We start from the raw sequence: 25,465 nt of genomic DNA on the forward strand, positions 1-25,465 counted from the left end.
CGGGGATGGGCCACTTCCGATTGAGTATACGCCAGCCCGGCCCTCAATGCGCCACCGCCCGCGTGCCGCCGATGGACAGCAGATCCTCCGCCTCTTTCAGCCCGGCCGGCGTGCCGATGTGGAACCACAGCCCGTCATGGGCAAGGCCGTACAGCCGGCCTGCCGCCTGGGCGCGGTCCCAGATCAGGTTGGTGGAGAAGGCGCCGTCGGGGGTGTCCGCCGCGAACAGCTCCGGCTTGACGATCTGCACCCCGGCATAGACGAAGGGCGCCAGCTCGCGCTCGGCCCGGCGGGTCAGCCCGCCCAGCGGGTCCATGTGATAGTCGCCAAGCCCGTCATAGCCGACCGACTTGGTCGTCGCCATCATCAGCAGCAGCGCGTCCATCTCCGCCGGGTTCCAGTGCGCGGCCAGTCGGCGCAGGGCGGGCACCGGGCCGTCGAGCCAGAAGATGTCGGCATTCACCGTATAGACCGGCGCCGTGCCGAGATGGGGCAGGGCCTTCTTCACCCCGCCGCCGGTCTCCAGCAGCGTATCCTCCGGCGACAGGGCGATGGCCGGCGCCGTCCGGTCCTTCAGATGCTCACCGATCATCGCGCCCAGATAGTGGCTGTTCACCACCGCGCGGCCGACGCCGGCCTCGGCCAGCCGGTCGAGCGCATGGTCCAGCATCGGCTTGCCCAGCACCGGGATCAGCGGCTTCGGCCGGTGGTCGGTCAGCGGGCGCATGCGCAGGCCCTGGCCGGCGGCCAGCACCATGGCCGTTTGGGGCGCAGTATCGGGAATGGTCACGGTCATGTCAGGTCGTCTCCGGAACGACGAAGGCGGAACGGGCGGCGGGCGGCAGATGGCGGTCGAACCAGCCGGCGACCGGCCCAAGCTCCGGCTTCGCCAGTTGCGCCTCCAGCAGGCGCCAGACCCGCGGCAGATGGACAAGGTAGGACCGCCGCCCCTGGCTCAGCGCCAGACGGACGAAGATGGCGACGATCCGCGTGTGGCGGACCGCCCCCAGCACCGCCATGGCGCGGCGGAAGGCGGCGGCATCGGTGTCGGGGAAGGCTGCGAGATAGCGCGCGACCATCGCCTCGGCCAGAGCGGGCGCCACGTCGCGCCGCGCATCCTCCAGCAGCGAGACGAGGTCGTAGGCCCGCGGCCCCCAGCCGGCGCTCTGGAAGTCGATCAGCCCGGCGGCCTTCGCCCCCGGCCGGTCCAGCCGCATCAGGTTGTCGACATGGTAGTCGCGCAGCAGAAGCGACGGCGCCCCGGCGCAGACCGGCTCCAGCGCCGCCCGCCAGGCCGTATCGAAATCGGAACGATCCTTGTCGCTCAAGGGCTGTTCCAGCACCACCGGCATATAGGCGTCGAGGAACAGCCGGGTCTGGGCGATGAACAGGTCCGGGTCGTAGATGGGCAGGGCGAGGCGTTGCGCTGCCCCCTCCGGCCAGCCGCGGTGGATCGCGATCAGCGCGTCGGTCGCCATTTCATAGAGCGGCTGCGGATCGGCACCGCCGGCCAGCAGGCGCGTGAATGTTTCGCTTCCGAAATCATCCTGGATCGCCAGCCCCCGCTCCACATCCGCCGCCAGCACGGTGGGAACCGACAGCCCAATGGCCGCCAGTTCGGCGCCGATGGCGATGAAGGGGACGAGGTCCTCGGCCGGGGCGGGCGTATCGACCAGGATCAGCGTGCCGCCATCGGCCTTGCGCAGCCGCTCGTAGCGCCTTGCGGAGGCATCGCCGGCCAGCGGCTGCCGCACCGCATCGGACAGGCCGTTGGCGGCCAGGAAGGCGGCGATCTCGGCTTGCCGCGCCGCTGTCACATCCGTCATGGCAGCGTCCAGTCGGCGGCGGCCACCCGCGCCGAAAGCGTGCCATGGCCGGTCAGCGTGGCGCGGCGGGCGTCCGGACCGTCATGCTCCATCGTCACCTCCACCCGGTCGGGCGGCAGCAGCGGACCCAGCCGGTCCGGCCATTCCACCAACGCCACCGCCTCGGCCCGCGCATCGTCCCAGCCCAGCTCATACACCTCGTCCGGTCCCGATAGGCGGTAGAGGTCGAAATGCCAGACCGGGCCGATGGCGGTGTCGTAGGTCTGCACCAGGGTGAAGGTGGGGGACGGCACCTCGGCGTCCTCATGGGTGACGCTGCGGATCAAGGCCCGCGATAGCGCGCTCTTGCCGGCGCCGAGGTCGCCGCGCAGGGCCACGAGGTCGCCCGGCCGCAGGACGGCGCCCAGCCGGCGGCCCAGCGCCGCGGTGGCGGCCTCGTCGGGCAGGGGGAGGATGACGGTGTGGAGGGGAGTGTCCGGCATGGCGCGGATACTGTGCGAAGCCGCCGCCCGCCCGCAAGCCGGAAAGAAGAGTGGGTTAGCGTCCGATCCGCCGCTTGGGCGACAGCCGGTCGGAGCCCGGTGCCGGCCCCGGTCCGCCGCCGTCCGCTCCGGCGGTGACCACCAGCCGCGGCGCCTTGTTGAAGTTCATGGTGATCATCAGCGTCAGCGCGCCGTTGATCAGGTGCAGCATCTTGTCGGACGCCACCGGCAGGGGGATGCGCCGGCCCATGCAGTGGCCGACCAGCGCCGCCGTCACCTCGGCCTCGGGCAACCCCAGTTCGGTCACCGCACCGTCGTCGTCGGTGATGGTCAGACGGGTTTCGATGCCGGTCTGGTCCGGCCCTTCGGTACGGTGGTAAGCGACCTTGGAGACGGTGCCGACCGGCAGCGTATCCTTCACCCGGCGCCGGCGATCCAGCACGGCCCGCACGACCTCCTGGTCGGTGAAGACCAGACAGCGAAGTTCCTTCATCCCGGGCCTCCACCCGACTGGCGTGCAGGCCGGCGTCCGGGCCGACTGTCCCGGCCATCCGCCGCACCTCTCCACTGTCGGCCTTGCACGCTCCAGTGCGCAATCGACAAATTTAAGCGAATTTATACAAAATTGTAAAACCTCTGACCCTTCCGCCCCTTGGCGAGACCATGGGCCGGCCCCTCTTGCGGCACAGCACCGCCTTTCCCTTGCTGGGGGTTGACCCGGCCGGGAAATGCGGACAATGGAAGGGGTCGCCCTCCTTCTCCCATCGTCCCTTTCCCATCCTCACTCCCGGCACCCGTCTCAAGGAATTGGCTTTCATGTCGCAGACCGCTTCCAGCAACGATGTCCTCACCACCGATGTCGTCATCGTCGGCGCCGGCCCCGTCGGGCTGTTCGCCGTGTTCGAATGCGGCATGCTGAAGATGCGCTGCCATGTGGTGGACGCGCTGGACATGGTCGGCGGCCAGTGCACCGCGCTCTACCCGGAAAAGCCGATCTACGACATCCCGGCCCATCCCTCGATCGAGGCGGCCGACCTGATCGACCGGCTGGCGGAGCAGGCCGCCCCCTTCTCGCCCACCTATCACCTGGGCCAGCAGGTGGAAAAGCTGACCCGCCAGGACAACGGGCGCTGGCTGGTGGAGACCAGCATCGGCACGAAGATCGACACCCAGGCGGTCGTCATCGCCGCCGGCAGCGGCGCCTTCGGCCCCAACCGCCCGCCGCTCGACGGGCTGGAGGCCTATGAGGGCAAGTCGGTCTTCTACATGGTGCGCCGCCGCCAGGACTTTGCCGGCAAGAAGGTGGTGATCGCCGGCGGCGGCGACAGCGCCGTCGACTGGGCCATCTCGCTGGCCGACGTGGCGGAGCGCGTCTATGTCGTCCACCGCCGCCCGAAGTTCCGCGCCGCCCCCGAAAGCGTCGCCCGCATGGAAGCGCTGGTGCGCGAGGGGCGGGTCGAGATGGTGGTGCCCTATCAGCTGTCCGGGCTGGACGGCGCGGACGGCCGGCTGACCGCCGTGCGCGTCGCCACGCTGGACGGCGAGGAAAAGGCGCTGCCGGCCGACGCCCTGCTGGCCTTCTTCGGCCTGTCGATGAATCTCGGCCCCATCGCCGACTGGGGTCTGGATCTGGAGCGCAGCCACATTGCGGTGGCCCAGCCCGGCTGCGGCACCAACGTGCCGGGCGTCTTCGCCATCGGCGACATCGCGACCTACCCCGGCAAGCTGAAGCTGATCCTCTGCGGCTTCGCCGAAGCGGCCCAGGCCGCCCACGCCATCCGCCCGCTGGTCTATCCGGGCGAGGCGCTGCATTTCGAATATTCCACCTCGAAGGGCGTGCCGGGCGCGGCGTAGGAAACCCGGCGGGGCGGGGGCCTATCCGGCTCTCACCCCGCCCTCACCCCGTTCGCCGGCGCCCGCACCGGCATGATGCAGCGGACATGGGCGCTGCGGTAGCCGGCGCTGCCGGTCTCGTCCAGTTCCAGCCGGCCGCCATGCAGCTCCATCACGTTGCGGGCCAGCGAGATGCCGAGCGCCGCGGCACCCTGCGGGTCGGCATCGGGCGGGGCCGCGCCGCTGACCGACAGGGTGATGCTGCCGTTCAGCCGCTCGCCGGCAAGGCGGATGCGGCGGTCGGGCGGCGGGTTGCGGATGGCGCCCACCACCAGGGTGAACAGCGCCTGCTTCAGCCGCTTGCCGTCGCCTTCCATCTCGCCCAGCGCGTCCGGCGCCACCACCTCCAGCCGCAGCCCCTCGCGCCGCGCCCATTCGCGGGTCAGGCCGGCGACCGAGTCGAGCAGGTCGGGCAGGCTGATCGCCCCACGTTCCAGCGTGGTGACGCCGGCGCCCAGGCTGGTCAGGTCGACCACGTCGTCGATCAGCTCCAGCAGGCGCTGGCCGGCCGCCAGCATGCTGCGGACATACTCCATCTGCCGGGCGTTCAGCTCGCCGAAATACTGGTTCGCCAGCACCTCGGCGAAGCCGATGATGCCGTTCAGCGGCGTGCGCAGATGGTGGGAGACGTTGGCGATGAATTCGCTCTTCAGCTGGTCGGCGGCCTCCAGCGCGGCGTTGGAGGCGCGCAGAGCCGTCTCCAGCCGGGCGCCGTCGGTGACGTCGAGATAGCTGTTCAGCACCGCCCCGTCGGGCAGCGGCAGGGTGGAGAACTCCACCACCGACCCGTCGCTGCGCTCCACCCGGCCGGAGCGGACGCTGCGCTCCAGCGTGGCGCCGATCAGCTCCTCCTTCACCGCCTCCCAGGTGGCGGCCTCGCCCGGCCTGTCGGCGCTCTTGTCCGCCCCCCTGTCAGCCGCCGCGATCTCCAGCAGCGGGCGCATGCGCTCGATGACGTCGGCGATGTGCGGTTCGCCATGCAGGTCGCCGTCCTCCAGATCCCAGATGCGGGCGAAGGCCGGGTTGGACAGTTTCAGCCGGCCGTCGCCGCCGAACACGGCGATGCCCTCCGCCAGATTGTCCAGCGTCTCCTGCTGCACCGCCATCAGGGTGTTGTAGGAGGATTCCAGCGCCAGCGTGTTGGTCACGTCCTCCAGGATGGTGATCAGCCCGCCCTGCGGATGCGGCGCCGCCAGATGGCGCAGCGTGGTGCCGTCCGGCAGATGCAGCATCTCCTCGACCGGCTCGACCAGATGGGTGTAGCGGGTCAGCCGCTCGCGCTTGAAGGTCTGGTAGTCGGCATATTCCGGCAGGCGGCGGCGGGCGCGCAGCTCCTCCAGCAGCTCGGCGTTGGTCGGCTCGCCGCGCAGCCACGCCTCGTCGAGGTCCCACAGCCGGGCATAGGCCTGGTTGAAGAAGGTCAGCCGGGTGTCGGGGCCGAAGATGGCGATGGCGGTGCCCAGCCGTTCCAGCACCTCGGCGTGGGCGGTCAGATGGCGGTCCAGCTCGCCGCGCAGCTCCTCCAGCGGGGTGAGGTCGAGGGCGTAGCCGACCGCCAGCGTGCCGCCGCCGTCGGTCAGCGGCAGCGGCGCCTCGGTCACCTCCAGCAGGCGGCGTTCGGTGCCGATCACCACGGGCGCGCGGTCCGACTGGGCGAAGCCGCCGCTGCGCGCCCGTTCGGCCAGCGCCCGGCCGGTGGCGGTCAGCTCCCGCCCCTCCGCCACCACCGTGTCGGGGTCGCCGTCCACGGCGCGGGCATAGGCGCGGTTACACCAGGACAGCCGTAACGAGCGGTCGCGCATCCACACCGGCAGCGGCAGCGCGTCGGCCATCGCCTGCAAATCGGCAAGGCGGGAGCGCGCCACCCCGGCCGCCTGCTCCTGGCGCTGGGTGGCATCCTTGGCGGCGTCGCGGGCGACGGTCACATCCTCGATCCACACCACGTCGCAGTGGGTGTCGCCCGCCCGCCCGCGCCGGCCGGTCAGCACCAGCCGCCGTCCGTCGGGGACCGCCGCCTCGCAGCGGAAGGGCTCGCCGTCGCGGCGCAGACGGGCCAGGGCGGGGCCGAGGTCGGGGGCCGTCAGGGTGTCCGCGAATGACGCGCAATCGGAAATGCCCAGCAGGGCCGCCGCCTCGTCGGACAGAAGGCATTCGCCCCGGTCGGTCCAGGCGCACCAGGGCTGCGGGGTCGCGGCCAGCATCGCCCGCCAGCGGTCGCGGTCTGTGGCGGCGTCATCGGCTTGGCGCCGGGGTTCCTTGTTCCAAAAGAAGCCAGCGAGACCGACCACGCTCTTCACCCCCGGGACTGCCGGTGCTTGGTAACTGCCCGGCTGAATCTGTCGAAATGATTCAAGATGTGCAGAGTAGTTCAGCCCTTTCCCACCGACAAGCGACACCCGCCGACCTTGCGTCTTTTCGGATTGCCGTTCCCGTCAAGGTAGATTTCGCTCCGACACGTCCGGTCACGCCATGCTCTCTTCCGGGCTGGGCACCGTCTCTTTCGTGTGGCGCAGGGCGCAAATCGCCTTTTCGACCTCGGGAAAGGCCGCAGCCATGGCCTGGGCATGGCGGGCCGCGTCGGTTTCGCGCCCCTCGACGACGGCGCGTTCGAGCGCCGTGCAGGCGGCGGCCAGCGCCTTCGCCCCGGCGGTCCGCGCCGCCCCGGCGGCCGAATGGGCGGCGGCCCGCGCCTCCTCGCGGTCGCCGGAGTCGAGCGCCTGCCGCACCCGCTCCAGCGTCGGGCGCGTCGTCTCGATGAAGAAATCCATCATGTCGAGCGTGCCGTCATCCAAGCCGTTCTCCGCCGTGCAGCCGAAGGTTTCGCGCACATGGCCGAGGTCGAGAACCGGAAGCGCCTCCTCCACGGCGGCCGGAGCGGGTATCGGTGCGGGTGCGGGAGCCTCCGCCGATGCTTCCGCCGGCAGGGGGCGGGCCTCCAGCCAGCGGCCCAGCATCTGGGACAGCTGCGCCAGCGTCACCGGCTTGGCGAGGTAGTCGTCCATCCCGGCGGCCAGACAGCGCTCCATCTCACCGGACAGGGCATTGGCGGTCATGGCGACGATGGAGGTGCGCCGCCGCTCGTCCCGTTCCTCCGCCCGGATGCGGCGGGCCAGCTCATAGCCGTCCATCACCGGCATATGGCAGTCGGTGACGATCAGCCGGTGCCGGCCGACGCGCCAGGCCGCCAGCGCCTGCTCGCCGTCGGCCGCCAGTTCCGCCGCATAGCCGAGACGGCGCAGCTGGCGCAGCACGACCTGCTGGTTGGTCGGATGGTCCTCCGCCACCAGGATGGGGCCGTGGCCGGCCGAGTCCGCCGGTGCGTACGCCGCGGCACCGGAATCGGCACCGCGTGCCGGCGGCTGGCCGGCCGGCTCCGCGCCGGCGGCATCCGGCGGCGTGCGGCCGGTCAGCGTGGCCGCGGCGCGGATCAGGGCGGCGCGGTGGACCGGCTGAACCAGTCCGGCCGCCGATCCTGAAACGGTGTGGGGAGAGGCGACCGCCCCGCCGCCTGCCGCTCCACTGCCCGCCACCCCGCCGCCTGCCGTCCGCCCGTCGCCGAGCAGGAGCCGCGGCAATCCCGGAGCGCAGGCACCGGCCAGCGGGTCCAGCCGGCCGGCCAGCGCCGTCGTCGTCACCAGCAGCCCGAAGCCGCCCCGCCCCAGCTTCGATGCCGCGTCGGCCACCGAGGAGGAGACAGTCACCGCCGCGCCGCCCTGCTCCAGATAGCAGGCCAGCACCGCGCGCTGCACCTCGTCCTCGTCGGCGACAAGGACCGGCAGGCCGTCCAGCGGTGTGGAGGATGGTGTCGGCAGGGCGTCCGGCGCACGCGGCAGCTCCACCGTGAACCAGAAGGTGGATCCGCTGCCCGGCACCGAAGTGACGCCGATCCGCCCGCCCATCCGCTCGATCAGCCGGGTGCAGATCGCCAGCCCCAGCCCGGTGCCGCCGAAGCGGCGGGTGGTGGAGCTGTCGGCCTGGCTGAAGGGCTGGAACAGCCGGGCCTGCCCCTCCGGCCCGATGCCGATCCCGGTGTCCTCCACCGCCACATGCAGGCGGACATGGCCGGGTCGGACCGGGTCGGCGTTGTCCGGGGCCGCGGTGCCGACGCGCAGCACCACCCGGCCGCGGTCGGTGAACTTGATGGCGTTGCCGGTCAGGTTGAACAGAATCTGGCGCAGCCGGCCGGAATCGCCGCGCAGCCGCTCCGGCACCGACCGGTCGATGGCGCAGATCAGCGCCAGCCCCTTCTGGTGGGCCTGGGGCGCCAGAAGGTCGGACACCCCCTCCACCAGATCGGCCGGGCGCAGCTCCAGCTCCTCCAGCTCCAGCTTGCCCGCCTCGATCTTCGACAAATCCAGGATGTCGTCGATGATCCGCAGCAGGGCCGCCCCGCTGTCGCGCATGGTGGAGACCAGCGTGCGCTGCTCCTCGTCCAGCGGGGTCAGGGCCATCAGCTCCAGCATGCCCAGGACGCCGTTCATCGGCGTGCGGATCTCGTGGCTCATCGTCGCCAGGAATTCCGCCTTGGACCGGGCGGCGATCTCCGCCTGCTCCTTGGCGCTGCGCAGCGCCTCCTCCGCCTGCTTGCGCGCGGTGATGTCGTAGCTCCAGGCCAGCACCGCCGGCTCGCCCTCGAAGCTGGTGCGCTGGAGCGTCTGCAAGGCCCAGACCCGGCTGCCGTCGGGGCGGTCGACCGCCACCTCGGCATCGCGCACCAGCACGCCGCCGCTCTCCGCCTCCCAGTCCTGGCCGGTGCCGCCCCGGCTGATGCTGGCGCCGGGCAGGGCCAGCGCGTGGCGGCTGCCGACGAAATCCTCCAGCGGCCGGCCGGCCAGCTCGGCGGCGCGGGCGTTGGCGAAGGCGACGGTGCCGTCGGCGCGGCCGATCGAGACGCCGACCGGGCTCTGTTCCAGGATGGTGCGCAGCCGGCGCTCGCCGTCGGCCAGCGCGCTTTCCCGGGCGCGGATGGTGGTGACGAAATAGGACAGCGCGCGCGCCATCTCGCCGATCTCGTCCCGGCTGCCGGACGGGGTGGCGGCCGGCAGGTCCAGATCGGACAGCGGATCGGGCATCGGGTCCGGAGCCAGGCCCGGCATTTTGGCCGGCCCGGCCGTTTCCACCGCCTGCATGGCGCTGCGCAGGCGGCGCAGCCGCGCCACCACATTGCGGTGGATGTAGGCGAAGATGGCGGCGGCGCCCAGGATCGACAGCACGGCCATGGCGATCACCGCCCGCTCGCCGTCGCGGATCACCCGCTCGAACTCGCCGGACCGGTGGGCGACATCCTGCTCCACCGCCAGGAAATAGTCGGAGACGATGCCGACCAGCTGGTCGGAGACCGCCTGGTTGCGTGCGGCCGACCGCTTGATCGACCGTTGCAGCGACAGCTCCGCCTCGCGCAGCGAGAACAGCGGCGAGCGCCCGAACGCCTGCTCCACCAGCTCGCGCTGCAACGGTTCCAGCCGGGCGGCCTGTTCGGCCGGCAGCAGGGCCAGCGCCTCCGCCGCATTGTCCAGCGCGGTGCGGGTGTCGGCCTGGAGACGGTCCAGCTGGCCGTCGCGGTCGGCGCGCAGCGCCGCCAGCAGGGTGGTCGCCGCGCCGGTCAGCTCGCGGCGCCAGCGTTCCAGCGCCGCGCGGCCGCGCTCCGCCGCCTCGGCGTCGGGCAGACCCGCGCGCAGTTCCATTTGCCAGGTGCCTTCGGCCTCCTGCGACTCGGCGGCGCCCAGCCGGCCGGTCAGGGAGGCCAGCGCCTGGGCGCGGACGCTGGTCTCGGCGGTCAGGGCCAGCTGCTGCCGGACCTGGGCGTTCAGGGTCAGCAGCGTGCCGACCAGCTCGTTCTTGCGGCGGTCCAGTTCGCCCAAATCTGCCCGGCTGCTTTCGGCGCGGCGGTTTTCCGTGCCGCCGGCCTGATCGGCGAAGCGCACGGCGCCGCCATGAGCGATCAGCCGGGCCATCAGCTGTTCCAGCCGGACGATCTGGTCGCCCATCCGCGCCATCACCGCTTCGCGCGCGGTCTGGTCCTGGGCGGCGACCAGGGCGGGGGCGACGGCGGCGACGGCGCCGCTCTGCTGCACCAGCTGGGCGGCGGCGACCAGCCCCGGCACCTTGGCGGTGGCGATCTGCTCGTACCCCTGGTGGAAGCGGGAGAACAGCGAGACGGCGACGACGCTGGTCGCCGCGGCCAGCCCGCCGATGACCGTCAACCCCGCCAGGATGCGGAACGCCACGCTCCGCCCCAGGGGCAGCCCCGGGTTCAGCCGCGGACTTCGCATGCCCACCCCCTCGCCTGTCGCCAAACTTACCTCTATCGGGTGGGCGATCATGCCATAGAAAGCGGAGGACGGGTGGGGCGAAGTCGGGGGCGGTTTAATACCAGAGGTCATTGATGATGACCGCTGGTATCCGTACCGACCGGCACGGCGGCGGCCCATGCCGCCGAAGCCCTTGATCCTGACAGGTCAGGATCAAGAACCGCTGGTATAAGTCAAGGGAAGGGTTTTCAGGCGACGCCGGTGGACCCGAAGCCGCCGGCACCCCGTGCGGTCTCGTCCAGCGAGGCGACCTCGACCAGCGCCGCCTGGGGCGCCCGGGCGATCACCGCCTGGGCGATGCGGTCGCCGCGGGCGATGGTGAAGGGCTCCTCGCCCAGATTGATCAGGCAGACGCCGACCGGCCCGCGATAGTCGCAATCGACGGTGCCCGGCGTGTTCAGCACGGTGACGCCGTTCTTCACCGCCAGCCCGGAACGCGGCCTGATCTGCATCTCCCACCCCGCCGGCAGCCCGACGGCGAAGCCGGTCGGCACCAGCACCCGCTTGCCGGGCTCAAGCGTGACGGGGGCGTCCGCCGGCACCGCGGCGCGCAGGTCGAAGCCGGCGGCGCCATCGGTCGCGTAGGAGGGCAGCGGCAGGTCGTCGTTGCCGGGCAGGCGGAGGAAGGCGACGGTGGGCGACAGGGTGGAGGACATGGAACGGTTCCTCGTGTTCGGATGGCGGGACGGGCGCCGGGTAGACGCTACTCCGCCTTGAAATCCTTGGTGAAGTGCTCCGCCACCGCCCCGGCCAGCCGGGCGGCGACGGCGTCCTTGGCCATGGTGGGCCAGGACTCGACCCCGTCGGCACGGATCAGGTGGACGGTGTTGTCGCTACCGCCGAAGGTGCCGGTGCCGGGGGAGACGTCGTTGGCGACGATCCAGTCGCAGCCCTTGCGGGCGCGCTTGGCGGTGGCATAGGCCAGCACGTCGCCGGTCTCCGCCGCGAAGCCGACGACCAGGGCCGGGCGGCGGTCGCCGGGGCGGGACAGGGTGGCGAGGATGTCGGGGTTCTCGGTCAGCGCCAGGGCGGGCGGGCCGCCCGCGTCCTTCTTCAGCTTGCGGTCGCCGGCACCGTCGACGCGCCAGTCCGCCACCGCGGCGGCGCAGACGGCGATGTCGGCCGGCAAGGCCGCCTCGCAGGCGGCCAGCATCTCCCGCGCCGTCTCGATATGGACGACGCTGCATCCGGCCGGGTCGGGCAGGCGGGTCGGGCCGCTGACCAGCGTCACCTCGGCTCCCAGCGTCGCCAGCGCCGCGGCGATGGCGTGCCCCTGCCTGCCGGACGAGCGGTTGGCGATGTAGCGCACCGGGTCGATCGGCTCGTGGGTCGGGCCGCTGGTGACGATGGCGCGGCGTCCGGCCAGGGGCCGGTGGGCGTCCTGTGCGAAGAGGCCGGCGATGGCGTCGACGATCTCCATCGGCTCGGCCATGCGGCCCGGACCGTATTCGTTGCAGGCCATCACGCCCTCATTGGGGCCGACGCGCCGCACGCCGCGGCTTTCCAGCAGCGCCATGTTGGCCTGGGTCGCGGCATGCTGCCACATGCGCACATTCATGGCGGGGGCGACCAGCACCGGCTTGTCGGTGGCGAGCAGCACGGTGGCGGCCAGATCGTCGGCCATGCCGGCGGCCATCCGCGCCAGCAGGTTGGCGGTGGCCGGCGCCACCACCAGCAGGTCGGCCTCGCGCGACAGGCGGATGTGGCCCATCTCCGACTCGTCGGTCAGCGACCACAGGTCGCGGTAGACGGTATCCTCGGTCAGCGCCTGTACCGACAACGGGGTGACGAAGCGGGCGCCGGCCTCGGTCAGCACCGCCCGCACCGTCACGCCGCGCTCGCGCAGGCGGCGGATCAGATCCAGGCTCTTGTAGGCGGCGATGCCGCCGGCGATGACCAGCAGAACGCGCTTGCCGGCCAGAATGGCGTGATCGGCCATGCGAACCCCCTCTTTCAGACGCTGTCGTCCCGACGCCTCATGACCGTTGCTGATAGTTCATCGCGCCGCCCCCGGCAAGCGGCCGGGCCGCGACAGATTCGGTCCGTTGACGATTTCGATATGTTCGTGGCTGCCCCATGCGCGTAGGGGTGGGATTTTCAGAATTATCTGTTAGACAATAGGAGCTGTCCCGTCCCTACCTTCGCGTGTCGCACACAGCATGCCGCCAGGTTCCATCCCCGTCCTGCTGATCGAAGACACGCCCTCGCTGGCCCGTGTCTACGCGGAATACCTGAAAAAGGAATCCCACACCGTCATCTCGGTTGAAACCGGGGCCGACGCGCTGGCGCAGCTGAACGGCGGCGCGCCGATGGTGGTTCTGCTGGATTTGCAGCTGCCGGACATGAACGGGATGGAGGTGCTGAAACGCATCGACGCCCAAGCGCTGCCCTGCGCCGTCATCGTCATCACCGCCCACGGCTCGGTGAAGGCGGCGGTGGAGGCGATGCGCTACGGCGCCTACGATTTCCTGGTGAAGCCCTTCTCCGCCGACCGGCTGGTGGTGACGGTCCGCAACGCGATGGAGCGGCTGCGGCTGGCCCAGCTGGTCGACACCTTCGAGAAGGATCTGAACCGCGCCCGCTACCACGGCTTCATCGGCTCGTCGCTGGCGATGCAGGCGGTCTACCGCATCGTCGACAGCGCCGCCTCCTCGCGCGCCACCGTCTTCATCACCGGTGAGTCCGGCACCGGCAAGGAGGTCTGCGCCGAGGCGATCCACCGCCAGAGCCAGCGGGCGGCCCGCCCTTTCATCGCCATCAACTGCGGCGCCATCCCGAAGGATCTCATGGAAAGCGAGATCTTCGGCCATGTGAAGGGCAGCTTCACCGGGGCGGTGTCCGACCGCGAGGGCGCGGCGGCGCGCGCCGACGGCGGCACCCTGTTCCTGGACGAGATCTGCGAGCTGGCGCCCGATCTCCAGACCAAGCTGCTGCGCTTCATCCAGACCGGGACCTTCACCCCCGTCGGCGGCTCAAAGCTGGAGAAGGTCGACCTGCGCATCGTCTGCGCCACCAACCGCGATCCCCTGCGCGAGGTGGAGGAGGGACGGTTCCGCGAGGACCTCTATTACCGCCTGCACGTCATCCCCATCCATCTGCCGCCGCTGCGCGAGCGCGAGGACGACGTGCTGGAGATCGCCCGCCACTATCTGGCCGAGTTCGCCAAGGAGGAGAAGAAGGGCTTCACCCGCTTCTCGCCCCAGACCGAACATGCGCTGCGCCACTACCACTGGCCGGGCAACGTCCGCCAATTGCAGAATGTCGTGCGCATCGTCGCGGTCCTGCATGACGGCGACACCGTGACGCCCGAGATGCTGCCGTCGCCTCTCGGCACGCCGCAGCCGTTGCAGGTCCTGGCCGCCGCCGCGCCGGCCGGCGCCGGCGCCGCCCCGCGGCCCCATGTCCCGCTCTCCCCCGACGCCATCAAGCCGCTGTGGGAGGTCGAGAAGGACGCCATCGAGGACGCCATCGCGGCCTGCGACGGCAACATTCCGCGCGCCGCCGCCCTGTTGCAGATCAGCGCCTCGACGATCTACCGCAAGCGTCTGGCCTGGCAGGCCGAGGGGAAGCTGTAGCCCCGGCTGGCGACCGGATCGACGCGTCAGTCCGGCTTCGATCTAACCCTTTATTTCGGCAAGAAAATCCACGTCATGCCCGGAATCCGTCAAGAAACGGGCTAATACCCTTCGACAAAGCTTCGACGCCTTGGTCGTAATTCCACTCCGGACTTGGCCGTCGTTAGTCCTATGCCGTGAGATGGAATTGCCCGCAACCACAGCATGCGGCTAGCCTCCCCGCACAATGTCTTGGTTCCGCTTGCCCGGCAGGCCTCACGGCGCGGCCGATGCCGGCGATCTTGGACCCAGTCGTTTTGCCAAAGACTTGTCTTGCAGTGACTAAGGGGGAGGCCCATGACCAACGGCACCGTAAAATGGTTCAACACCACCAAGGGGTACGGCTTCATCGCGCCGGAAGCCGGTTCGAAGGACGTGTTCGTGCACATCACCGCGGTTCAGCGCTCCGGCCTGCATGCCCTGTCGGAGGGCCAGCGTGTCCAATTCGAGGTGGAACGCGGCGACAACGGCAAGGACTCCGCCGTGAACATCAGCGTCGTCGAGTGACGGGCCCGCGCTAAAGTCGGACCGGATACAGTCAGACCGGATACCCGGCGGCGCGGTAGGCCGCGATGGCATCCCCGGCCAGCCGGGGAATATCGCCGCACAGCCTTTCCACCGTGTCCGCCGACCCGTCCGCTTCCCCGTCCCCATCCGCTTTTCCGGCCTCCTCCCGCTCCGCCAGGGATGCCCGGCACGCCATCTCCAGCGCGCGGGCGGCGCTGCACAGGGCGGTGGCGCCGAAGGTCCCGGCGGTGCTTTTCAGCGTGTGCGCCTCGCGCATCAGGACGGCGCGGTCGGTTTCCCCGGCGATGCGCGCCACCCGTTCGCGGGTCTCCTCCACGAACTGCCGCAGCACGTCGGTCAGCAGATCCGCATCCAGATCCTGCGCCAGCTGGGCCAGCACCTCGCAGTCCAGCACCTCCCCCGCCGCCGCCGGCGCGGCCGACGCGCAGAGGCCGAAGCCGGCCGGCATGTCCGGGGCCGCCGATGCCTGCACCGCCGAGGCCCGCAACCATTTCTCCACCGTCTCCAGCAGCAGCACCCGGTCGACCGGCTTGGCGACATGGTCGTTCATGCCGGCGTGCCGGCAGCGGACGCGGTCGGCCTCGTCGGTGTCGGCGGTCATGGCCACCACCGGCACCCGGCCGGCCGGCCCCGGGAGGTCGCGCAGCAGGCGGGTGGCGGTCAGCCCGTCCATTTCCGGCATCGACAGGTCCATCAGGATCAGGTCGTAGCCGCCGGCCTGCGCCGCCATCACCGCCTCCAGCCCGTTGTTGGCGGTGTCGGCGCGGTGCCCGGCCTGCGCCAGGATGGCGGTGACCAGCATCTGGTTCAGCGGACTGTCCTCCACCACCAGAATCCGGCATGGCGCCGGCTGACCGTCCGTGGGGAGAAGCGACGGCGGCGTCCGCTCAGTCATCGCAAGCATGCTCCGCAATGAAGAAGGCGCCAGTGTATAGGGCGCGGCCTTGCCGCTGCAAAGCCCCGCTCCATGTATGCGGACGGGTGGTATTCACGGAGTCCCGCCGTCCGGCGCTTCAAATCGGCGCGTCCCGCCGGTATGGTGTCGCGCTTGGCCGGTGTCCGGACCCGATGCCGCCCACCTGACAAACAGCTTCCCTTCGACTTCAGGCAGTGCCGCAGACGATGACCAAACTGAACACCTACCGCTCCGGTCCCGACGAGCGCGGGCATTTCGGAATCTTTGGCGGCCGCTTCGTCGCCGAGACGCTGATGCCCCTGATCCTGGAAGTCGAGAAGGCCTATCGCGAGGCGCGCGCCGATCCCGCCTTCGAAGGGGAGATGCGCCAGCAGCTGAAGCAGTATGTCGGCCGGCCCAACCCGCTCTATTACGCGGAACGCCTGACCGAGCAGCTGGGCGGCGCCAAGATCTACTTCAAGCGCGAAGAGCTGAACCACACCGGCGCGCACAAGATCAACAACTGCATCGGCCAGATCCTGCTGGCCCGGCGCATGGGCAAGACCCGCATCATCGCCGAGACGGGCGCCGGCCAGCATGGCGTGGCGACCGCGACGGTCTGCGCGCTCTACAACATGCCCTGCGTCATCTACATGGGCGAGACCGACATCGCCCGCCAGCAGCCCAACGTCTTCCGCATGAAGCTGCTGGGCGCCGAAGTCCGCCCGGTGACGTCCGGCAGCGGCACGCTGAAGGACGCGATGAACGAGGCGCTGCGCGACTGGGTCACCAACGTCTCCGACACCTTCTACATCATCGGCACCGCCGCCGGCCCGCACCCCTATCCCGCCATGGTCCGCGACTTCCAGTCGGTGATCGGCGACGAGGTGCGCACCCAGATGCAGGAACTGGAAGGCCGCCTGCCCGACAGCCTGGTCGCCTGCGTCGGCGGCGGCTCCAACGCCATCGGCCTGTTCCATCCGTTCCTCGACGAGCCTACGGTGCAGATGATCGGCGTCGAGGCCGCCGGCCGCGGCATCGAGAAGGGGCCGCTCGACCATGCCGCCTCGATCAACGGCGGGCGTCCCGGCGTGCTGCACGGCAACCGCACCTATCTGCTGCAGGACGAGGACGGCCAGATCCTGGAAGGCCACTCGATCTCCGCCGGCCTCGACTATCCCGGCATCGGGCCGGAGCACAGCTGGCTGCATGACGTGGGGCGCGTCGAATACGCCTATGCCACCGACCAGGAGGCGCTGGACGCCTTCCAGATCTGCGCCCGCACCGAGGGCATCATCCCGGCGCTGGAATCCGCCCACGGCCTTGCCGAGGTGATCAAGCGCGCGCCGACCCTGCCCAAGGACCACCTGATGGTGCTGTGCCTGTCGGGCCGCGGCGACAAGGACATCTTCTCCGTCGCCAAGCATCTGGGAGTGGAACTGTGAGCGCCGTGGAGAGTGCCGTCATGAAGAGCGTGGACGTCCTGGCCGACGGCCGCATCGCCCGCCGGTTCAATGCGCTGAAGGCGGAGGGCCGCGCCGGTCTGGTCACCTTCATCACCGCCGGCGATCCCGATCCGGCCGTGTCGCAGGCAGTGCTGAACGGCCTGCCGGCCGCCGGCGCCGACCTGATCGAGCTGGGCATGCCCTTCACCGACCCGATGGCCGACGGCCCGGCGATCCAGGCCTCCTCGCTGCGCGCGCTGAAGGCCGGGATGACGGTGCGCAGGACGCTGGAGATGGTCCGCGGCTTCCGCAAGCTGGATGCCGACACCCCGATCATCCTGATGGGCTATTTCAACCCGATCCATGCCTATGGGGTGGAGCCCTTCCTGGCCGCCGCGCGCGAGGCCGGGGTCGACGGGCTGATCGTCGTCGACCTGCCGCCGGAAGAGGACGAGGAGCTGTGCCTGCCGGCGGTGAAGGCCGGCGTCAGCTTCGTCCGCCTGACGACGCCGACCACCGACGAGGCGCGCATGCCCGCCGTGATGCGCAACACCTCGGGCTTCGTCTATTACGTGTCGATCGCCGGCATCACCGGCACCGCCAGCGCGTCCAACACCGCCATCGACGCGGCGGTCGCCCGGCTGAAGCGCCACACCGACCTGCCGATCGCCGTCGGCTTCGGCATCAAGACGCCGGATCAGGCCGCCGAGGTCGCCCGCGTCGCCGACGCCGCCGTGGTCGGCTCCGCCATCGTCACCCGTCTGGCCGACGGGCTCGACGCGTCCGGCGGCGTCAAGTCGGGCACGGTCGAGGATGTCCTGGGCTTCGTCGGCGAACTGGCCAAGGGCGTGCGCGCGGCGCGGGGGTGAGGGACGGACGGTTTACAACGACGGCAAACCGCTTTACGACACCTGCAACACGATCGCTCATGGCGCGACGACCGGCTGAAGAGCCCGGTGCGGCACGGACCCGATGTCCGGCCGCCGCCGGGCTTCGGCGTACCGCCATGTCGTTGAAAGGCGTTCCATGAACTGGCTTACCAACTACGTCCGTCCCAAGATCCGCGCGCTCTATGCCCGGAAGGAAGTGCCCGACAACCTCTGGCACAAGTGCCCGAGCTGCGAGTCGATGCTGTTCCACCGCGAGCTGGAGGACAATCTCCATGTCTGCCAGCATTGCGGCTTCCACATGCGGCTCGGCCCGGTCAAGCGGCTGGAGACGATGTTCGACGACGGCGCCTATGAGGGCGTCGAGCTGCCGAAGTCGGTCGCCGACCCGCTGAAGTTCCGCGATCAGAAGCGCTACACCGACCGCCTGAAGGAGGCCCAGACCAAGACCGGCCGCACCGACGCCATCGTCGTCGGCGAGGGCCGCATCGGCGGCCATGCCGCCGTGGTCGCCGCCTTCGACTTCGGCTTCATGGGCGGGTCGATGGGCATCGCCGTCGGCGAAGGGCTGCTGACCGCCGCCCGTCTGGCGGTGGCGAAGAACGCCCCGCTGATCGTCGTTCCGGCCTCGGGCGGCGCCCGCATGCAGGAAGGCATCCTGTCGCTGATGCAGATGCCGCGCACCACCATCGCGGTGGAGATGGTCAAGGAAGCCGGCCTGCCCTACATCGTGGTGCTGACCGACCCGACCACCGGCGGCGTCACCGCCAGCTTCGCCATGCTGGGCGACATCCACATCGCCGAGAAGGGCGCGCAGATCGGCTTCGCCGGTGCCCGCGTGATCGAGAGCACGATCCGCGAAACCCTGCCGGAAGGCTTCCAGCGGTCCGAATATCTGCTGGAGCACGGCATGGTCGACATGGTCGTCCACCGCCGCGACCTGCGCCCGACACTGGTCCGCACCATCGGCCTGCTGATGACGCCGCGCATCGACGCGGTGGTCGAGGATCTCGACCTGACCGCCGCCCAGGGTGTTGCCCAGGGCGCTGGTGGCGAACCGGCCCAGCTGCCTCAGGCGGCGGTGGCCCAGCCGGGCACGCCGCAGCCGGGTCTGCCGCCTGTCACCCAGGCGACCGCGGCCCAGCCGGCCTCCACGGCGGAGCCGGTCCAGGCCGGCGACGACTGACCGGCCATACCCCAGCGGCAGCACTCCTGCGACCATCCGACCAGAGACGATCATGAGCGACGCCCCGACCCCGCTGGCCAACCCGTCCGCAAGGCTGGCGGCGACCCGTTCCGACCCGGTTCTGGATCGGTTGAAGGGGCTTCACCCCAAGATCATCGACCTGTCGCTGGACCGGGTGCACCGTCTGCTGGCGGCGCTGGACCATCCGGAGCGGAAGCTGCCGCCGGTGGTCCATGTCGCCGGCACCAACGGCAAGGGATCGACGGTCGCCTTCCTGCGCGCGATGCTGGAGGCGGCCGGCCATCGCGTCCATGTCTACACCTCGCCGCATCTCGTCCGCTTCCACGAGCGCATCCGCCTTGCCGGACGCCTGATCGACGACGATCATCTGGCCGCCCTGCTGGAGGAGTGCGAGGTCGCCAACGCCGGCAACCCGATCACTTTCTTCGAGGTGACGACGGTTGCCGCCTTCCTCGCCTTCTCCCGCGTGCCGGCCGACGTCGTGCTGCTGGAAACCGGGCTGGGCGGCCGGCTGGACGCCACCAATGTGGTGGACAGGCCGGCGGTGACGGCGATCACCCGCATCTCCTACGACCACCGCCAGTTCCTCGGCGACTCGCTGCTGGAGATCGCCAGCGAGAAGGCCGGCATCTTCAAGCCCGGCGTCCCGGTGGTCCTGGCGCCGCAGCCGGAAGCCGACGCGCTGAAGGCCTTGAACCTGCGCGCCAACGCCATCGCCGCGCCGATCCAGAACTGGTCGGTGGAAGAGCGTCCGGACGGCTTCCGCTTCGAGAGCGCTAGGCGCCGGATCGACCTGCCGATGCCCGGACTGGCCGGTGCCCACCAGATCACCAATGCCGGCGTCGCCATCGCCTGCCTCGACCATCTGCCGCTGGCGGTTGACGACGAGGCGGTGCGCCGCGGCCTTGCCGGCGTCGAATGGCCGGCCCGCCTGCAACGGCTGACCCGCGGCCCGCTGGCCGAAAGCCTGCCCGCGGGCTGGGAGCTGTGGCTGGACGGCGGCCACAACGATTCGGCAGGCGAGGTTCTGGCCCGCCAGGCGGTCGACTGGTCGCGCGGGCAAGCGGATGAGGGATCGGATGGCGGCTCTCCTCTGCCGCTGCTGCTGATCTACGGCATGCTGTCCAGCAAGGATCCGTTCGAGTTCCTGGGGCCCCTGGCTCCCTTCACCCATTCCCTGCGCGCGGTGGCGATCCCTGGCGAGGAAGCCAGCTTCACCGCCGAGGAATCCTGCGAGACCGCCAATCTCTGCGGCATCCGCGACCACGCCGCCGCCGACGGGGTGGACTCCGCCCTTGCCGATCTGGTGGCCGGCCGGCAGAGCCCGGCGCGCGTGCTGATCTGCGGCTCGCTCTACCTTGCCGGGACGGTGCTGGCGGAGAACGGGTGAGCCTTTCGAGTTTTCCAATCATGGATGCCGGCGGGCCATCGGGTCCGTCGGCAACGTCTGCTGGCTGCGCAAGGCCCAAAACGAAAAAGCGGGCCAGATGCCGTTCCCGGCAACGCCCGCTGACCTTCTACCGACTTGTCTCACCCTTCCAGGGAAGGGGAAAATGGTGGAGCCGAGGAGGGTCATGAGGGGGCGATCCGCTGGTCGGGATGGCGACATTGTCCGGCACTGCCTACGCGGCGTCGAGACGTAGCTGAATTCGACCGGAAACGGTCACGTCCGCCAATGTTCCAGAGCCGTCTGGATCGGCCCCTCAAGCGGCCGGGACGCCGCTGCGGAGGGCACGTCGGGCAGGGGCAGAATCGAGCCAGACAAGCGAACGTTGCCCGACAGCGTGCGGGGATAAGGGGGCAAAACCTTATCTCTCTGAGAGAGATAAGGCTTGGCCGACTCCCTTATTGCCCGTCACCCTCCCGGACAAAGTCCGTTGTAATCCGCGACCGGCCGGCTGCGGGTTTGCTGCGGCGGAGCCGCCGGGGCCTTGCACAAGCCTTCGGTTGGCTTGATCGGCGGCGGCGAGCCGCCGCCGTGCGGAGCGACTGGGTTCGGGCTCGCGATGCTCGCCCGAGCCCGCGTCGCTCCGCGGTCTGCTTCGCAAGGATGAGACGGGAGGTATGGGCCGGTTTCGACCCTGGCCGGCCGTCCAGCCCGGTTGCGGTTTCGCCCCGGCTTGGGGCGGATCGGGGCCATGCCGAACCTTGAAGCCGACGCCGGTCTGGCCGAGGCCGATGAAAAGCCGGGCCAGGATCGGGTGCCGCCGTTGAATTTTGCCCCAGCCCAGGCCGGGCTGGTACCAGTGGAGGCGGAGCCCAACCGGAGACGCCGATGTCGAAGCCAGCCCAACCGGTCGAGGACCGGATCGTCGAACATGTCGAATACGACGCCGAGACGTGCTGCTGGCTCTGGACCGGGCCGATGAGCAGCAGCGGCTACCCGGCCTTGAAGATCGAGGGCCGGAAGGAACTGCTCCGGCCGTTGATGTACCGGGAGGCTTTCGGGGAGCCGCCGCCGTCGAAACACACCAGCCGCCCCCAGATCCGGATGACGTGCAGGCAAAGGACCTGCATCTGCCCGGAGCACATGATCGTGCTGACCGACGAGGCCCGCGAGCTTCAGCGGCTTCGCCGGCAGATCTTCCAGGAGGGCTTCCGGCAGTTCCAGCGAGACCCGAACAACCCGAAGCTCCGTCGGCTGGTGTCGGCGGGCTACATCACCTGGAAGGCCAACACGATCATGGCGGAACGGCAGCAGGCCCGCGAAGCCGCCGAGAGCCCGGAGGTCCAGGCGATCATCGACAGCGTCCGCCGCAGGGCGACCATCACCGGGGTGACCTGAGGCCAATCAGGCCCAGGCGGTATGCAACTGGTCCAGAACCTCCTCGGAGGTGCAGCCGGCCTGCACCACGATGCGGTCAGGGCCGTCCAGACGGGCGTCTAGGATGGTGACGCCTTGGTCTGCCGGTTCGAAGAAGGAGCGAAAGCGGACCCAGTTCGGGCCATCCAGAACTAGGACGGCGACATGGTCGTGGGGCTGGAGGGATCGGTGGCTGCGGTTGAAATAGACCTCGCTGGCCTTCATGGCGGAACCTCTGATTGGCTGGTTGGCGGGCGGCCCCGTGACGGGCTCCGGGTATTTACCGACCGGGTTCCCGGCGGCCGTCCCGCCCGTCCAGGACGGCCTGCATCGCCGTGGCCATGCCGCTCCGCATCGGCGTCGGCATCGCGATGAAAAGGCATCTGCCCGGAACTTGCCTCGCGGCCTGAGGCTCCTCACGGACCTGCCGCGGGAACGGCGTGGTGGATCAGGCGGATGCCTTCGCCTCCCGCAGGGCTCGGAAGACGCTGGACCGACTGATCTCGAGCCGGGTGGCGATCTCAGCCGGCAGCACGCCGGCCCGGCGGAATTCGAGCACCTCGGGGAATCGCCGCCGGGCCGTGGGGGCTCGGCCCTGGTACTTGCCCTGGGCCTTGGCTGCGGCGATGCCGACCCTCTGCCGCTCCAGCAGGAGCCGTCGCTCGAACGTCGCCACCGCCACGACGATTTCGGCGATCATCCTGCCGGTGGGGCTGCTGGTGTCGATGCCCAAATCGAGGACGCGGATCGCCGCCCCCTTCCGCTCCAGCCGGTCGAACACCTCGCAGAAGTGAGCGGTCGACCTGCACAGCCGGTCCAGGCGGGTGACGATCAGGGTATCGCCCTCCCGCAGGAAATCCAGGTACGCCTCAAGCTGGGGCCGTTCTCCCATGGCCGATGCCTGCTCGCCGAAGACCTTCTCGACGGCGAGCCGCTTCAGGCAGTCGATCTGGTCCTCGTAGCCGGCGACCTGATCATGGGTAGATGTGCGGGCATAGCCGACCAGCATGGCGTCCTCGGTTCCTGACAACTCAAGGCCTCAGTGAACCATGGGTTCCAAAACTGTCAAATCCGGCCCCGGTGGCACTCATTGCTGAACACTGGATATTCCGGTGCTGATGATTCCCGAATGGGGCCGTAGAGGGCGGTTGTAACCAGCATTCCCAACGGGATTGGGGGACCGATTCCGGAAGGGGGTTCGAAACAGCCGCCGAAAGGAGGACTGGAGGACTGGGTAGGCAAATGGGCAATGCTTTAATGGAGTTGAAGTCAGGTCCATTCGTTGCGGAGCCACTCCATGATCTCCCGTGCAGCATAGTCGACCTGTACTAGGATGTGGTCATCGCAAATTATAGCGACGCCCACGGCCGTAACGTCCTGCTTGCTTAGGTTACATATTCAAAGAAATTCTACAGATCGGTATTGTCGCTTTCATTCAGCCAGCATTCTTCAATATCCTTTTGCATATTCCAAACGTCCTTGAACTCCTTGAACGACTCAGATTTAATAGCCTCTCTTAGTTTTTGAATGTTTTGCTTTGTCCAAATTTTTCCATAAGCTGATCGAACGCCCATTTTTGTTAATTCATCGGCTATCTCCCTATCAGTTAAGCCGATTTGCATGTATGCTTCTATCTTTGTTTCAAGATGATTTTTCAGAAAATGAACAAAATTCTTGTAACGCTTAGACGACATTTTCCGTTCCCTCACCCACGAAGAGAGGGGGCTTCCAGCGTCAGGAGTATCCGGTGGCAAACGCACTATTTTTTTGCCATTTTCTGCAATGAATATTCTTGGCCTTGCAGATATGAATTTCTTCTTCACCGCATAAGAGAAATTCTGTGATATTGAAACAACCTTAAACGCAGCCCCGCCACGGGACTTTTCATCTATCAGTCTGTTAAGGATAGCACTTTTTCGTTTTTGACCAAGGGTCACGTAAACGAATGTTGCCCCTGTTTTCTCGCAGCATTCGAGAGCTTGCTCCAGGGATGGAAGACTAATCTTGATTCCGTACTGATCGAATTGAGCATCTGCATAGATTCCCAGGACCTTTGCTTTTTGCTCTCTTGACCACTCGCAAATTAGCTCCTCCTGTTCATCACTGAGGATGCTGCTCTTGATGGTCGAGCCGCTACGGATATAGCCCACAACCAGGGTATGAATAATTGGCCTGCGAGCCATTGCAGATCCTCCGCATAAAATTGATGGATTTTATGTACTTATCTTACTGTATTTCCAAGGAAAAATTTATTGAAGGCAAGGTATGCCATTTTGGTTGAGCCTGCGAGATCATCACTTCCGAACCAAGCGGCAGACCGGCCCAAGATAAGGTTCGGGTGACCGCGAAGGAGTTCAGCACTGTCCCACATTGATCGGCAAAAATACCGGTCAAAAGCAAAAGGATTAAGCAACGTGAACGAAATGCAGATGATTGCGTCTGGAATGACAGACGAAGAAATTGTTGACCACATTTTCGTTGGTGAGATCAACGACGGTTATATTACCGGTGGAACAATGGGTCTCCCTTACGGCGATGGTATGGTTGTTATCGCCGACGGCCAACTGACCATTCAGTTCAATCCGGTGGCGACCAAAGTCCTGATGGCTGCTGCAAATCGGGGAACCGGGTGTGGCCTGCCCAATCCGGCCAAATACGCCATCCAGGATGCGGTGGGAAAGCTCATTCAGTGCCTGTTCAATGCAGGTAATTAGGGAGCAGAACAATAAAAACTAGCTGAATTTCAAGAATCACTTTTTGACATTCGGCCGTAAGAGGCACTCTCATCAGACCTCCGTGCGAGAGTGCCTCTCCAAAAGACGAGATAGGGTACACTATGTTAAGCAAAACTTGGCTTTATGCGGCAGATGAAATGGTCAAGCGGTTCCGATATTTGATTGATTACGGAGTTTTCGATTATCTTGTTTTCGATATGGAAGCTGGATCCAGAAATATATCCATGAGCGGCTGCATAAGCAGGAGCAAGGCCATGCCGGGGCAGCTTGAGGTGACCTTCATGGCCATTGATGACATGACCAACGGTGTTGGCTCTGCTGCTGCGATAACAACGGAAGACGGTTTTAACATCATCAAAGAACAACTCGATTTTAAAGATTCGTCAGCTCGATACGACTGGGAAGCCTTCTTGGCAATTTGTGGCGTAGCGGGTTGTAAGAAGCCCGCCATCATTCGGTCGGTGTCCAAATCCGCATCAAAGATGGAACAGCCGGTCATATCGTCAGGGCGGCAGTAGTTATCCAGGTCGCCGCCCCCCTCAGGGTCTCCAGTGGTGGAGCTTGGCGGATGCTGCCCAGAGCCGCGTCAGGATGTGCATGGCGACGGAGTTCACGTAAAGAAGGGGGCTGCGGGCCCAGTCTTTAATCTATGGGGTTCCGGATCCCAGAGCACTGCCCAAGCTTTCAAACGCCCTGGCGTCGCTCGGTATGGTCGTACTCGCGGCATCGCCACCCGAGACTTGCGGGATTAAGAATGGCCGGCCTTGTGCCGTCCTGCTGGGGAATGCCCCGCTGATCTCGCCGGTTCATACGCTGAACGTCGATCCCAGGGACATGAA

Annotated in this window: 22 protein-coding genes; 10 read left to right on the forward strand and 12 right to left on the reverse strand. The window is 68.1% G+C overall.

Features of this window, described 5'->3' with window-relative positions:
- Positions 1–43: 43 nt before the first annotated feature.
- The 4 genes from ABNQ39_RS13115 to ABNQ39_RS13130 are packed head-to-tail and all read right to left on the reverse strand — an operon-like array spanning position 44 to position 2,801.
- Positions 44–796, reverse strand: a complete 753-nt coding sequence (locus ABNQ39_RS13115; RefSeq protein ID WP_376957986.1) for a nucleotidyltransferase family protein — start codon at positions 794–796, stop codon at positions 44–46.
- A gap of 1 nt (position 797) precedes the next feature.
- The gene (locus ABNQ39_RS13120) at positions 798–1,826 is read right to left on the reverse strand and encodes an aminoglycoside phosphotransferase family protein (RefSeq protein ID WP_376957987.1); all 1,029 of its coding nucleotides are present in this window, start codon (positions 1,824–1,826) and stop codon (positions 798–800) included.
- A complete protein-coding gene (gene tsaE, locus ABNQ39_RS13125) occupies positions 1,823–2,308 on the reverse strand; it encodes a tRNA (adenosine(37)-N6)-threonylcarbamoyltransferase complex ATPase subunit type 1 TsaE (RefSeq protein WP_376957988.1) in 486 nt (161 codons plus the stop codon). The genes ABNQ39_RS13120 and tsaE overlap by 4 nt, the downstream gene beginning before the upstream one ends.
- Before the next feature lie 55 nt (positions 2,309–2,363).
- Positions 2,364–2,801 (reverse strand): hypothetical protein, encoded by a 438-nt coding sequence (locus tag ABNQ39_RS13130; RefSeq protein WP_376957989.1) that lies wholly within the window; start codon positions 2,799–2,801, stop codon positions 2,364–2,366.
- Positions 2,802–3,124: 323 nt separating this feature from the next.
- Here ABNQ39_RS13130 and ABNQ39_RS13135 point away from each other — a divergent pair, with 323 nt between their 5' ends.
- On the forward strand, positions 3,125–4,162 hold the full coding sequence (locus tag ABNQ39_RS13135; RefSeq protein WP_376957990.1) for an NAD(P)/FAD-dependent oxidoreductase: 1,038 nt from the start codon (positions 3,125–3,127) through the stop codon (positions 4,160–4,162).
- Positions 4,163–4,194: 32 nt separating this feature from the next.
- On the opposite strand, the gene ABNQ39_RS13140 is transcribed toward ABNQ39_RS13135, so the two are convergent.
- The 4 genes from ABNQ39_RS13140 to coaBC form a co-directional block, all read right to left on the reverse strand.
- Complete coding sequence (locus ABNQ39_RS13140; RefSeq protein WP_376957991.1) at positions 4,195–6,489, reverse strand: PAS domain-containing sensor histidine kinase; 2,295 nt, start codon at positions 6,487–6,489, stop codon at positions 4,195–4,197.
- A gap of 174 nt (positions 6,490–6,663) precedes the next feature.
- Entirely contained in the window at positions 6,664–10,428 is a 3,765-nt protein-coding gene (locus ABNQ39_RS13145) for an ATP-binding protein (RefSeq protein ID WP_376957992.1), read from the reverse strand.
- Positions 10,429–10,700: 272 nt separating this feature from the next.
- Positions 10,701–11,168, reverse strand: a complete 468-nt coding sequence (gene dut, locus ABNQ39_RS13150; RefSeq protein ID WP_376957993.1) for a dUTP diphosphatase — start codon at positions 11,166–11,168, stop codon at positions 10,701–10,703.
- A gap of 47 nt (positions 11,169–11,215) precedes the next feature.
- Positions 11,216–12,451: a bifunctional phosphopantothenoylcysteine decarboxylase/phosphopantothenate--cysteine ligase CoaBC gene (gene coaBC / locus ABNQ39_RS13155; RefSeq protein WP_376957994.1), complete on the reverse strand. Its 1,236-nt coding sequence runs from the start codon at positions 12,449–12,451 to the stop codon at positions 11,216–11,218.
- A gap of 220 nt (positions 12,452–12,671) precedes the next feature.
- Here coaBC and ABNQ39_RS13160 point away from each other — a divergent pair, with 220 nt between their 5' ends.
- Together ABNQ39_RS13160 and ABNQ39_RS13165 are read left to right on the forward strand one after the other, a co-directional pair.
- The gene (locus tag ABNQ39_RS13160) at positions 12,672–14,087 is read left to right on the forward strand and encodes a sigma-54-dependent transcriptional regulator (protein WP_376957995.1); all 1,416 of its coding nucleotides are present in this window, start codon (positions 12,672–12,674) and stop codon (positions 14,085–14,087) included.
- Positions 14,088–14,423: 336 nt separating this feature from the next.
- Positions 14,424–14,633, forward strand: coding sequence for a cold-shock protein (locus ABNQ39_RS13165; protein WP_376957996.1), 210 nt, complete (start codon positions 14,424–14,426; stop codon positions 14,631–14,633).
- A 31-nt stretch (positions 14,634–14,664) separates the two neighbouring features.
- Here ABNQ39_RS13165 and ABNQ39_RS13170 read toward each other — a convergent pair whose 3' ends face one another.
- On the reverse strand, positions 14,665–15,549 hold the full coding sequence (locus ABNQ39_RS13170; protein WP_376957997.1) for a response regulator: 885 nt from the start codon (positions 15,547–15,549) through the stop codon (positions 14,665–14,667).
- 227 nt (positions 15,550–15,776) lie between these two features.
- Here ABNQ39_RS13170 and trpB point away from each other — a divergent pair, with 227 nt between their 5' ends.
- The 5 genes from trpB (at position 15,777) to ABNQ39_RS13195 (ending at position 21,873) form a co-directional block, all read left to right on the forward strand.
- On the forward strand, positions 15,777–16,994 hold the full coding sequence (trpB, locus tag ABNQ39_RS13175) for a tryptophan synthase subunit beta (protein ID WP_376957998.1): 1,218 nt from the start codon (positions 15,777–15,779) through the stop codon (positions 16,992–16,994).
- A 20-nt stretch (positions 16,995–17,014) separates the two neighbouring features.
- Positions 17,015–17,863 carry a tryptophan synthase subunit alpha gene (gene trpA, locus ABNQ39_RS13180; protein WP_376957999.1) on the forward strand — a complete coding sequence of 283 codons (849 nt, stop codon included), beginning with the start codon at positions 17,015–17,017 and terminating at the stop codon, positions 17,861–17,863.
- Between the two features lie 157 nt (positions 17,864–18,020).
- Positions 18,021–19,067: an acetyl-CoA carboxylase, carboxyltransferase subunit beta gene (accD, locus tag ABNQ39_RS13185; RefSeq protein WP_376958000.1), complete on the forward strand. Its 1,047-nt coding sequence runs from the start codon at positions 18,021–18,023 to the stop codon at positions 19,065–19,067.
- 52 nt (positions 19,068–19,119) lie between these two features.
- On the forward strand, positions 19,120–20,478 hold the full coding sequence (locus tag ABNQ39_RS13190) for a bifunctional folylpolyglutamate synthase/dihydrofolate synthase (protein ID WP_376958001.1): 1,359 nt from the start codon (positions 19,120–19,122) through the stop codon (positions 20,476–20,478).
- 885 nt (positions 20,479–21,363) lie between these two features.
- Complete coding sequence (locus tag ABNQ39_RS13195; RefSeq protein WP_376958002.1) at positions 21,364–21,873, forward strand: hypothetical protein; 510 nt, start codon at positions 21,364–21,366, stop codon at positions 21,871–21,873.
- A 6-nt stretch (positions 21,874–21,879) separates the two neighbouring features.
- Here the strand turns inward: ABNQ39_RS13195 and ABNQ39_RS13200 are convergent, their stop codons facing one another.
- The 3 genes from ABNQ39_RS13200 to ABNQ39_RS13210 form a co-directional block, all read right to left on the reverse strand.
- Positions 21,880–22,116 (reverse strand): hypothetical protein, encoded by a 237-nt coding sequence (locus ABNQ39_RS13200; protein ID WP_376958003.1) that lies wholly within the window; start codon positions 22,114–22,116, stop codon positions 21,880–21,882.
- Between the two features lie 223 nt (positions 22,117–22,339).
- Positions 22,340–22,921, reverse strand: a complete 582-nt coding sequence (locus tag ABNQ39_RS13205) for a recombinase family protein (protein ID WP_376958004.1) — start codon at positions 22,919–22,921, stop codon at positions 22,340–22,342.
- A 379-nt stretch (positions 22,922–23,300) separates the two neighbouring features.
- Positions 23,301–24,074, reverse strand: a complete 774-nt coding sequence (locus ABNQ39_RS13210) for a hypothetical protein (RefSeq protein WP_376958005.1) — start codon at positions 24,072–24,074, stop codon at positions 23,301–23,303.
- A 231-nt stretch (positions 24,075–24,305) separates the two neighbouring features.
- Between ABNQ39_RS13210 and ABNQ39_RS13215 the strand changes: the two genes are divergently transcribed.
- Positions 24,306–24,605, forward strand: coding sequence for a hypothetical protein (locus ABNQ39_RS13215; RefSeq protein WP_376958006.1), 300 nt, complete (start codon positions 24,306–24,308; stop codon positions 24,603–24,605).
- Between the two features lie 122 nt (positions 24,606–24,727).
- On the forward strand, positions 24,728–25,144 hold the full coding sequence (locus tag ABNQ39_RS13220; RefSeq protein ID WP_376958007.1) for a hypothetical protein: 417 nt from the start codon (positions 24,728–24,730) through the stop codon (positions 25,142–25,144).
- The last annotated feature ends 321 nt before the right edge of the window (positions 25,145–25,465 follow it).

The sequence above is a fragment of the Azospirillum sp. A26 genome (assembly GCF_042604635.1).
Classification (GTDB): Bacteria; Pseudomonadota; Alphaproteobacteria; order Azospirillales; family Azospirillaceae; genus Azospirillum; species Azospirillum palustre.

Coding starts and splice junctions, on each gene's coding strand:
- ABNQ39_RS13195 (WP_376958002.1), top strand. CDS start 21,364: ATGTCGAAGCCAGCCCAACCGGTCGAGGACCGGATCGTCGAACATGTC.
- trpA (WP_376957999.1), top strand. CDS start 17,015: ATGAAGAGCGTGGACGTCCTGGCCGACGGCCGCATCGCCCGCCGGTTC.
- tsaE (WP_376957988.1), bottom strand. CDS start 2,308: ATGCCGGACACTCCCCTCCACACCGTCATCCTCCCCCTGCCCGACGAG.
- accD (WP_376958000.1), top strand. CDS start 18,021: ATGAACTGGCTTACCAACTACGTCCGTCCCAAGATCCGCGCGCTCTAT.
- coaBC (WP_376957994.1), bottom strand. CDS start 12,451: ATGGCCGATCACGCCATTCTGGCCGGCAAGCGCGTTCTGCTGGTCATC.
- ABNQ39_RS13135 (WP_376957990.1), top strand. CDS start 3,125: ATGTCGCAGACCGCTTCCAGCAACGATGTCCTCACCACCGATGTCGTC.
- ABNQ39_RS13220 (WP_376958007.1), top strand. CDS start 24,728: ATGTTAAGCAAAACTTGGCTTTATGCGGCAGATGAAATGGTCAAGCGG.
- ABNQ39_RS13165 (WP_376957996.1), top strand. CDS start 14,424: ATGACCAACGGCACCGTAAAATGGTTCAACACCACCAAGGGGTACGGC.
- ABNQ39_RS13160 (WP_376957995.1), top strand. CDS start 12,672: ATGCCGCCAGGTTCCATCCCCGTCCTGCTGATCGAAGACACGCCCTCG.
- ABNQ39_RS13210 (WP_376958005.1), bottom strand. CDS start 24,074: ATGGCTCGCAGGCCAATTATTCATACCCTGGTTGTGGGCTATATCCGT.
- ABNQ39_RS13170 (WP_376957997.1), bottom strand. CDS start 15,549: ATGACTGAGCGGACGCCGCCGTCGCTTCTCCCCACGGACGGTCAGCCG.
- dut (WP_376957993.1), bottom strand. CDS start 11,168: ATGTCCTCCACCCTGTCGCCCACCGTCGCCTTCCTCCGCCTGCCCGGC.
- ABNQ39_RS13190 (WP_376958001.1), top strand. CDS start 19,120: ATGAGCGACGCCCCGACCCCGCTGGCCAACCCGTCCGCAAGGCTGGCG.
- trpB (WP_376957998.1), top strand. CDS start 15,777: ATGACCAAACTGAACACCTACCGCTCCGGTCCCGACGAGCGCGGGCAT.
- ABNQ39_RS13130 (WP_376957989.1), bottom strand. CDS start 2,801: ATGAAGGAACTTCGCTGTCTGGTCTTCACCGACCAGGAGGTCGTGCGG.
- ABNQ39_RS13200 (WP_376958003.1), bottom strand. CDS start 22,116: ATGAAGGCCAGCGAGGTCTATTTCAACCGCAGCCACCGATCCCTCCAG.
- ABNQ39_RS13120 (WP_376957987.1), bottom strand. CDS start 1,826: ATGACGGATGTGACAGCGGCGCGGCAAGCCGAGATCGCCGCCTTCCTG.
- ABNQ39_RS13115 (WP_376957986.1), bottom strand. CDS start 796: ATGACCGTGACCATTCCCGATACTGCGCCCCAAACGGCCATGGTGCTG.